The sequence below is a fragment of the candidate division WOR-1 bacterium RIFOXYB2_FULL_36_35 genome, assembly GCA_001771505.1.
In the GTDB taxonomy this organism is placed as follows: Bacteria; Margulisbacteria; WOR-1; order XYC2-FULL-46-14; family XYC2-FULL-37-10; genus XYB2-FULL-36-35.
On sequence record MEUA01000054.1, the window covers coordinates 21,208 to 29,990 of the forward strand.

Here is an 8,783-nt window from a genome sequence, read left to right on the forward strand (position 1 = left end):
TTTTTTTGGCTTTACTTGTCGAAAATATAATAGAATTTTGTGCGAAAAATAGATTTATTGTTCTGCTTTTAGTTGGAGCTTTAATCCTTGCAGGTTTTTTTGCTATGCGGCAGGTACCTCTTGATGCCCTGCCTGATCTTTCAGATACCCAAGTTATAATTTATTCACAGTGGGATAGATCTCCCGATATTGTTGAAGATCAAGTTACATATCCTATCATAAGCTCGCTTTTAGGCGCTCCGCGCGTTAAAGCTGTCCGCGGATTTTCTGATTTTGGTTTTTCTTATGTTTATGTTGTTTTTGAAGACGGCACAGATATTTACTGGGCGCGGTCAAGAGTTTTGGAATACCTAAGCAAAATAACTTCTCGACTGCCGGAAGGAGTTAAGGTTGAACTAGGCCCTGACGCAACCTCTGTTGGCTGGGTTTTCCAATACGCATTAGTTTCTGAAACTGGACAGAATTCATTGGCGGATCTTCGCAGTTTTCAGGACTGGTATTTGCGCTATTATCTTCAAGCTATTCCAGGTGTAGCTGAAGTTGCCTCTGTCGGAGGGTTTGTCAGGCAATATCAGGTAAATATCAATCCAAATTCTCTGCTTGCTTACAATATCCCTCTTATGCAGGTTGTTGATAATATCCGTAAAAGCAATAACGATGTTGGTGGGCGGCTTGTTGAATTTTCCGGCGCTGAATATATGATCCGTGGGCGCGGTTATATTAAAGGAAAAGAAGATATTGAAAAAATAGTGGTAGGCGAGACAAAAGACGGAGTTCCTGTAACTATTAAGAATATTGCTGATGTTGCTCTTGGTCCTGACATTCGCCGTGGGATTGCGGACCTTGACGGACGGGGAGAGGTTGCGGGCGGAATCGTTCTAATGCGGCATAAGGAAAATGCACTTAATGTTATAAATGCTGTTAAAGCTAAACTAAAAGAGATAGAGCCAAGCCTTCCCAAAGGCGTTAAAATTGTTACAACTTACGATCGCTCTTTTTTAATAAATGCTTCTATTGCTACTGTAAAAGATAATTTAGTGCAGGAATTGTTAATAGTAAGTGCGATGATAATTTTCTTTCTTATGCATTTACCTTCAGCTTTAATCCCTATCATTGGACTGCCAATTGCTGTTGTTATTGCTTTTATTCCAATGAGCTATATGGGATTGACTTCAAATATCATGTCTCTTGGTGGAATTGTTGTGGCGATTGGAGACATGGTTGATGCTTCTATTGTATTTGTTGAGAATGTTCATACAAGGCTTTCTGAGCTTGCAAAAGGACTGCGGCGCGGCACAAAAGAGGAAGTCATAATAAATGCGATGAAAGAAGTTGGTCCGCCGATTTTTGCTTCTCTTATTGTTATGGCGATATCTTTCTTGCCTGTATTTACCCTCGAAGCCCAGGAAGGACGGCTTTTCAAACCTCTTGCCTTTACAAAAAACTATTCAATATTTTTTGCGGCTCTTCTTGCGATTACATTAACTCCGGCGCTTGTTATGATTTTTATGCGCGGCCGTGAATACAACTTTAAAAACAAATGGCTTACAAATATAACCAATTTCTTTATTGGAGGGAAAATAATTACAGAAGACAAACATCCAATAAGCCAAGCGCTCATAAAATTTTATCATCCGATTGCTAAATGGGCCATCCAAAATAGGTATTTAGTTGTATTAGTGGCGCTTCTTAGTATTTTTATTACTGTGCCGATATTTTTGTCAATGGGGTCTGAATTTATGCCCCCTTTAAATGAAGGGACAATCCTTTATATGCCGACAACTCTTCCCGGGCTTTCTGTTACTGAGGCAAGCAAGCTTTTAAAAGCACAAGACAGAATATTAAAATCTATTCCTGAAGTAGACCGTGTTTTTGGTAAAGCCGGTCGTGCTAACACTTCAACCGATCCTGCTCCTTTTTCAATGATGGAGACAACTATAGTGTTAAAAGATAAAGAATACTGGCGATCCGGCATGACATGGGAAAAGATAATAGATGATATGGATAGCAAAATGAAAATTCCAGGAGTTACGAATGCTTGGACTATGCCTATAAAAGCGCGAATAGATATGTTAACGACAGGCGTTCGCACTCCGATTGGCATAAAAATTTATGGATCAAATTTAAATGAAATAGAAAATATAGGGATTCATATTGAACAAATCCTAAAAGATGTTTCAGGAACTCGCAGTGTTTATGCGGAGCGTGTTACCGGAGGATATTTTGTCGATTTTGATTTGAAGCGCGAGGAGCTTGCGCGTTATGGCCTAACAGTCGATGATGCCAACGATATTATAATGTCAGCAATTGGCGGCGAGAATATTTCTTTAACAGTTGATGGCAGGGAGAGATATCCCATAAATGTTCGATACGGCAGAGAAACAAGGGATGATATTGATAAATTAGGTCGCGTGCTTGTTCCTACAATGCATGGGGCACAAATTCCTCTTGCGCAGCTTGCCGATATTAAGCTTAAATCAGGCCCTTCAATGATCCGAAATGAGAACGGGCTTTTATCAGGATATGTTTATGTTGATATTTCTGGCCGTGATATTGGAAGCTATGTGACAGATGCTAAAAAAGCAGTTTCTAGTAGTCTCAACCTCCCTACAGGGTATTCTCTTTCATGGTCTGGGCAGTATGAATATATGCAAAGGATTAAAGATCGTCTTAAAATATTTATTCCTTTAACATTGTTTATTATTTTTGTCCTTTACTTTTTTACGTTTAAATCTGTAACTGAAACTTTAATTATAATGTTATCTGTTCCCTTTGCGATAATTGGCGGAATTTGGTTTTTATTCTTATTAAAATTCAACATGAGTATTGCAGTATGGGTTGGGCTTATTGCGCTTGCCGGAGTTGCCGCGGAAACAGGGTCTATTATGATTGTTTATCTTGATGAGGCCTATGCGAGATATAAGAGGGAAGGGCGTATGAATTCTATAAGTGATCTTTATTCTGCGGTAATGGAAGGGGCGGTGCAGAGGTTGCGCCCAAAACTTATGACGGTTGGAGCCAATATTTTTGGGCTAATGCCTGTGATGTTAAGTGTAGGTGCCGGTGCTGATGTAATGAAACGAATCGCGGCGCCGCTGATTGGCGGTCTTATCTCTTCAACAATATTAACTCTTATAGTCTTACCTGCGATTTATACGATTTGGAAGAGTAAGGAAATAAACCCCGATTATTCATACCACGAGTAAACCCCGATTATTCATACTTGGGAAAATTTTCAACACTCTGCTAGAATTCTGTTAGTCTATGAATAATCGGGGTAAAGTAAACAAACACTATCACCACACCAAAAAACTTTTGGTGTGGGAATAATATGAGATAGGACTTACCTATTCAATTTTTTTTGGGTATGTTAAAATATAAGAATCAGTGATGGGGCTGTTGCGAAATAATCAACAGTCCAGTAATTTTTGCATAATGATAAAAACTAAACCTTATAATTTAAGCCCTGAAAATATTGCGAAAGAATTGCAAAGCGATATAGACTCTGGATTAAGTGACGATATTGCAGAAAAACGATTAGTTGAATTTGGGGTAAATCAACTAAAAGAAAAAAAAAGAATTAGCCCTCTTTCTATTTTTATAGATCAATTTAAAGATTTTATTGTTTGGATATTGATTGGAGCAGCTTTGGTTTCTGGATTTCTTTCCGAATGGATTGACGCAATAGCAATTGTTACTATTGTACTTCTAAATTCTATCTTAGGTTTTATACAAGAATATCGCGCTGAGAAATCTCTTGCTGCGCTTAAAAAGTTATCAAGCCCGACATCAAAAGTTATCCGCAATTACGCTCATCAAGTAATTTCTTCATCAGATATTGTTCCGGGCGACTTGATTGAAATGGAAGCTGGAGATAATGTTCCTGCCGATGGTCGCATTGTTTATGCTAGTGCCAATCTTGCGGTGCAGGAGGCAAGCTTGACGGGGGAATCGACTCCTGTTGCCAAAATATCAGAACAGCTTCATGAAGATGAAATTCCTCTTGCTGACCGTGCCAATATGGTCTATTTGGGGACATCAGTTGCGGCTGGAAAGGCGAGAGCTATTATTGTTGGCACAGGGATGCAAACCGAGCTTGGTAAAATTGCTGGCATGATTCAAGATATAGGAGAAGAAAAAACTCCTCTACAGAAAAAATTAGAACAATTTGGCAAATGGATAGTTTATCTCTGTTTTGTTTTAGTAGCATTGGTGTTTTTTATGGAATGGCTAAGAGGTGGAGCTATTTTAGATGTCTTTTTGACATCAGTCTCTTTGGCAGTAGCTGCAATTCCCGAAGGGCTTCCCGCAGTTGTCACAATTGCTTTGGCCTTGGGTGTGCAAAGAATGGTTAAGCGCCACGCACTGATAAGAAAACTCCCATCTGTTGAAACTCTTGGATGCACAACTGTTATTTGCTCTGATAAAACAGGGACATTAACAAAAAACGAAATGACAGTAAGCAATATATTTACTTCAAACACTCTTTTTTACGTTACAGGAATCGGTTATGAACCAAAAGGAGAAATCTTACTTAATAGAGAAAAAATAGATTTTAATAACGATTTAACACTTAAAAAAACTTTACTTTGCGGGGTATTATGCAATGGATCTCAACTTGTTTCAGATAATGGGATTTACAGCATAATTGGTGATCCGACAGAAGGGGCTCTTTTAACTTGTGCCGGCAAAGTTTTATTATTTAAAGATGAACTCGAAAAGCAACAGCCTTTTGTTATGGAGTTGCCTTTTGACTCGGTGCGTAAAAAAATGACGATAGTCAGAGAACAAAACGGCAAATATATTGCTTATGTTAAAGGGGCGCCTGATATTTTGTTGGAGGATTGCGTTGAAATCGAGGAAAACGGCAAAGCTTCTGCGTTAAGTCAAGAGGCTAAAGAAAATATTTTAAAAGCAAATTCTGATCTTTCAAATAAGGCGATGAGAGTTTTGGCGTTTGCCTTTAAAATTCTAGATCATCTCCCTTCTCAGGATGAAACAGCGTCAATTGAAAAAGGGCTTACTTTTTTGGGGCTTATTTCTATGATTGATCCGCCGAGGGAAGAGGCTAAAGCTGCGATTGCCGAATGCCGGACTGCTGGGATTAAAACTGTAATGATAACAGGGGATCACAAAAACACTGCTGTTGCTATTGCTAAAGAGCTTGGATTTTTCCATGAGAATTCTTTGGCTTTAACTGGCGAAGAACTAGATGGGTTAAATGATGATGAGTTTTTTAATATAGTTGGAACGACTCCTGTTTATGCCCGTGTTTCTCCTGAAAATAAATTAAGAATAATCCGCGCTTTGCGCGCACAAGGCGAAATTGTCGCGATGACAGGAGATGGCGTAAATGATGCGCCGGCGCTAAAAGAGTCTGATATTGGCATTGCAATGGGTATTACTGGAACCGATGTTACAAAAGAGGTTTCTGACATGGTAATTACAGATGATAATTTTGCATCTATCGTTGCGGCTGTGAAAGAAGGCAGAGGAATTTATGATAATATAAAGAAGTTTATACATTATCTTTTATCTTGTAATGCGGGAGAAATATTAGTTATGTTTATTTCTTCGCTGATGGGGCTTCCTATTCCGCTTTTTCCTATTCAGTTACTCTGGGTTAATTTAGTAACGGATGGGTTTCCTGCGCTTGCTCTTGGGGTTGACCCTGTTTCGGCGAATGTTATGAAAAGGCCCCCACGGCCTGTTAATGAGGGCGTTGTTACAGGGGGGCAGGCGATTCTTATGATAACTCAAGGTTTTTTTCTCGCTTTCTGTTCTCTTTTTGCTTTTGTTTTTGTTCTTTTTGTTGAGAGAGAGAGTATATGCCATGCAAGAACAGCTGCGTTTGTTGTATTAGCATGTAGCCAGCTGTTTCATTCTTTTAATTGTCGAAGCAATAAAGATTCTATTTTTAAACTTGGATTTTTTACAAATAAACAGCTTGTTCTTGCTGTTATTGTTTCTTTTATGTTGCAGATGGCGGTTGTTTATTTGCCATTTTTTCAAATAATATTCAAAACTGAAGCTTTAAATATGACTGATTGGCTTTTTGTTCTGTTTGTTTCATCATTGCCTTTGTGGATGATGGAGGCTGTTAAATTATTAGGCAGAAAAAAAATACAATTCAACGGCTGGTAAATATCAGGAGATAGAAGGCCCCCCAATAGCCAAAAAAATACTTGAAACCGCGGGTTTTCCAGATGATAAAATTGTATATTATTTGGAAGAGTAGAGAAATAAAGTAAAATTTTAAATATGATCTAAGTTTCTTGCCAGACAACTTTACCTGATTTATTTATGTAAGTTCTTTTTTTGTCTAAAATCACAGATGCCAAATTATGATCAAAAGTTATCGGACGCTCGTCAGGCTTGGTAAACTGTGGCTTAATTATAAATTCACCTTTTGGATCTATAAAACCATATCTTGAATAATCTTTTTTGTCAATTTTTATGTCTGTATGAGCCATGGCTAATCCCTCATTAAACAGAGAAGATGACTTGAATTGAGGTTGTATTACAATTTCCCCTTTATGATTTATAAATCCCCATTTTTTGTCAATTTTTACACAAGCAAACCCTTCATGAAAATCCGTTGCATCGTTGAATTGAGCTTTGATTGTTTCTTCTCCTTTGTTGTTTATGTAACCGCATTTATCTTTGGAAATATAAATAGCCAATCCCTCACAAAACCTATATATGCTATATTTGGTTTCAAACCCATATTCGAAGTTTTTCGAATCGTAGGAACAACTATGGATAGTTTTCCCTGTTTTGCCAATGCAAAGGTAGTTTTTATTATCTTCTTGTACTTTTGCTAACCCTTCTTTAAAAGGGGAAGCATCACTGTAATGAAGAGGGATGATTATTTTCCCTTTTGCATCAATATATCCCCACTTCTTTTTTATTTCGACATTGTATAAACCTTCAGAAAAATCACCGATAGATTCATATATAGGTTTTATTACAAAAGCTCCTTTTTTGTTGATTACTCCATGTTTACCATGATATCTGCCAACCAGCCCACGATTGTCTGGGATTGAAGCAATTGCTTGTCCATTTTCAAATTTTTCGATCCAGTTAAACTGATAATCAATAACCAATTGTCCGGAAAGATCGATATATCCCCATTTGCAATCTGGAATACCATAACTCATCCCAACCTTTAAGCCAACTGGCGCCAGCCCTTCTGAAAAAGGAAGAGCTACATCAAATTGAGGCGAAATAATAAAATTCCCTAGGCTGTCTATATAACCCCATTTTTTCTTTTGCTTAATTGGTATTAAATTATCAAAAACCACTGCGCCTTCGTAGCGGTTAAAAAATTGATCATTATTAAAAATCGGTTTTATTATAATTTTGCCGTTTCTATCAATAAAACCAAATTTATCTTTATACCTGATTATATATAAAATTGTTGTCTTTTTGTCTGACATTTTAGTGCTATTTATTATACCATAAACAAATTTAGCGATCGGGTAAAAATCATAATGCCTATTATTATTAAAATAATTCCAAATAGGATATTGATATATCTTAACCATTTTGAATATCGGCTGATAAAGGTAGAAGCTTGCGCCACAAAAAGTCCGACAATAAGGAATGGGATGCCAAGTCCTACAGAATAGGAGAGGAGAAGCAGAAAGGCTTTTTCCGGTTGTGTTGCCGCGATAGCAAAAATACTCCCCAAAATCGGCCCCACGCAAGGAGACCATCCTATTGCAAACGACGATCCAAGAAGAAAGGAAGTGAAATATTTTGATTTGAATTTTGTCTTTACTTTTATTTTATATTCCCGCGATAAAAACGGGATTTTAATCAAACCTGTAAGATAAATTCCAAAAAAGACAATGATTAATCCGCTGATCTTTGAGAGAGGGGCCAAAACATCATAAGCAAATGCGGAAAAGATAGAATTTAAAAATACGGCTAAAACAGAAAATACAACAGAAAAGCCCATGACAAAAAAGAGGCTGTTTAAAAATATCTCCATTCTTTTTTGTGAAGAGCCGGCAATTGATGTTCCTGCAAGATATGCAAGAAACCCAGGAATGATGGGAAATACGCAAGGAGACAAAAAAGAAATTATACCTGCTATAAAGGCGATTCCCAAAGACGCAAAAGAAAAATTATCCATATTGTTTTTATTATACAATCACTGAAATATGTGCGGCAAAAAATCTAAATCCTTAAAAATATGCGATTTCAGCGTGTCCGACATCGACTACACGCCAATTTTCAACTAATACTCCAAGCCCATTTTCGGTATCCCAAGTACAATCAAATTCAATGCTTAACGTCCCTTCTTTGCATTTGGCTTTATTTTGGATGTAAATAGTTGCTGGAGTAATAAAAGATTTTAAGGCTTCAGCTGTTGTTGGTTTGGGCAGGAATTTTTCTAGTTTTTTTCCACTCATACCGCCAGCTTTCCAACCTGCTTCATAATCTGAATAGGATTGTTTATAAAACTTAAAAATCTTTTGCAACATATCTGCGGCTAATGCATCTTGTTTTTCAATAAACCCATCATAGGTTTTTTGTTGTATTTTATTAGGGGAGCCCGCTGTATCACAAAACAATATCTCAACCTTTTTATTAAACGATTTAAATTTGGTTTTTAATATTAATTCTTCATCCATAAGGCTTATTATAAATAAATATCTTTAGTTATGTCAAGAGGATTTTTGGGCGTAAATGCTGATGTCAAGAAAGTTGTGTAAATTTGTTGGGTACCTCTCCATTGTTTAATGTATAAACTAAAGCATAAATGATTCTATTAA

Annotated in this window: 5 protein-coding genes; 2 read left to right on the forward strand and 3 right to left on the reverse strand. The window is 37.1% G+C overall.

Features of this window, described 5'->3' with window-relative positions; genetic code table 11:
- Window positions 1-5: 5 nt before the first annotated feature.
- Together A2290_07275 and A2290_07280 are read left to right on the forward strand one after the other, a co-directional pair.
- The gene (locus tag A2290_07275; GenBank protein ID OGC13474.1) at window positions 6-3,206 is read left to right on the forward strand and encodes a cation transporter; all 3,201 of its coding nucleotides are present in this window, start codon (window positions 6-8) and stop codon (window positions 3,204-3,206) included.
- 229 nt (window positions 3,207-3,435) lie between these two features.
- Complete coding sequence (locus A2290_07280) at window positions 3,436-6,144, forward strand: hypothetical protein (GenBank protein ID OGC13475.1); 2,709 nt, start codon at window positions 3,436-3,438, stop codon at window positions 6,142-6,144.
- 122 nt (window positions 6,145-6,266) lie between these two features.
- Here A2290_07280 and A2290_07285 read toward each other — a convergent pair whose 3' ends face one another.
- The 3 genes from A2290_07285 to A2290_07295 are packed head-to-tail and all read right to left on the reverse strand — an operon-like array spanning window position 6,267 to window position 8,642.
- The gene (locus tag A2290_07285) at window positions 6,267-7,547 is read right to left on the reverse strand and encodes a hypothetical protein (protein ID OGC13476.1); all 1,281 of its coding nucleotides are present in this window, start codon (window positions 7,545-7,547) and stop codon (window positions 6,267-6,269) included.
- On the reverse strand, window positions 7,454-8,140 hold the full coding sequence (locus tag A2290_07290) for a hypothetical protein (GenBank protein OGC13481.1): 687 nt from the start codon (window positions 8,138-8,140) through the stop codon (window positions 7,454-7,456). The genes A2290_07285 and A2290_07290 overlap by 94 nt, the downstream gene beginning before the upstream one ends.
- A gap of 52 nt (window positions 8,141-8,192) precedes the next feature.
- The gene (locus A2290_07295) at window positions 8,193-8,642 is read right to left on the reverse strand and encodes a hypothetical protein (GenBank protein OGC13477.1); all 450 of its coding nucleotides are present in this window, start codon (window positions 8,640-8,642) and stop codon (window positions 8,193-8,195) included.
- Window positions 8,643-8,783: the final 141 nt, after the last annotated feature.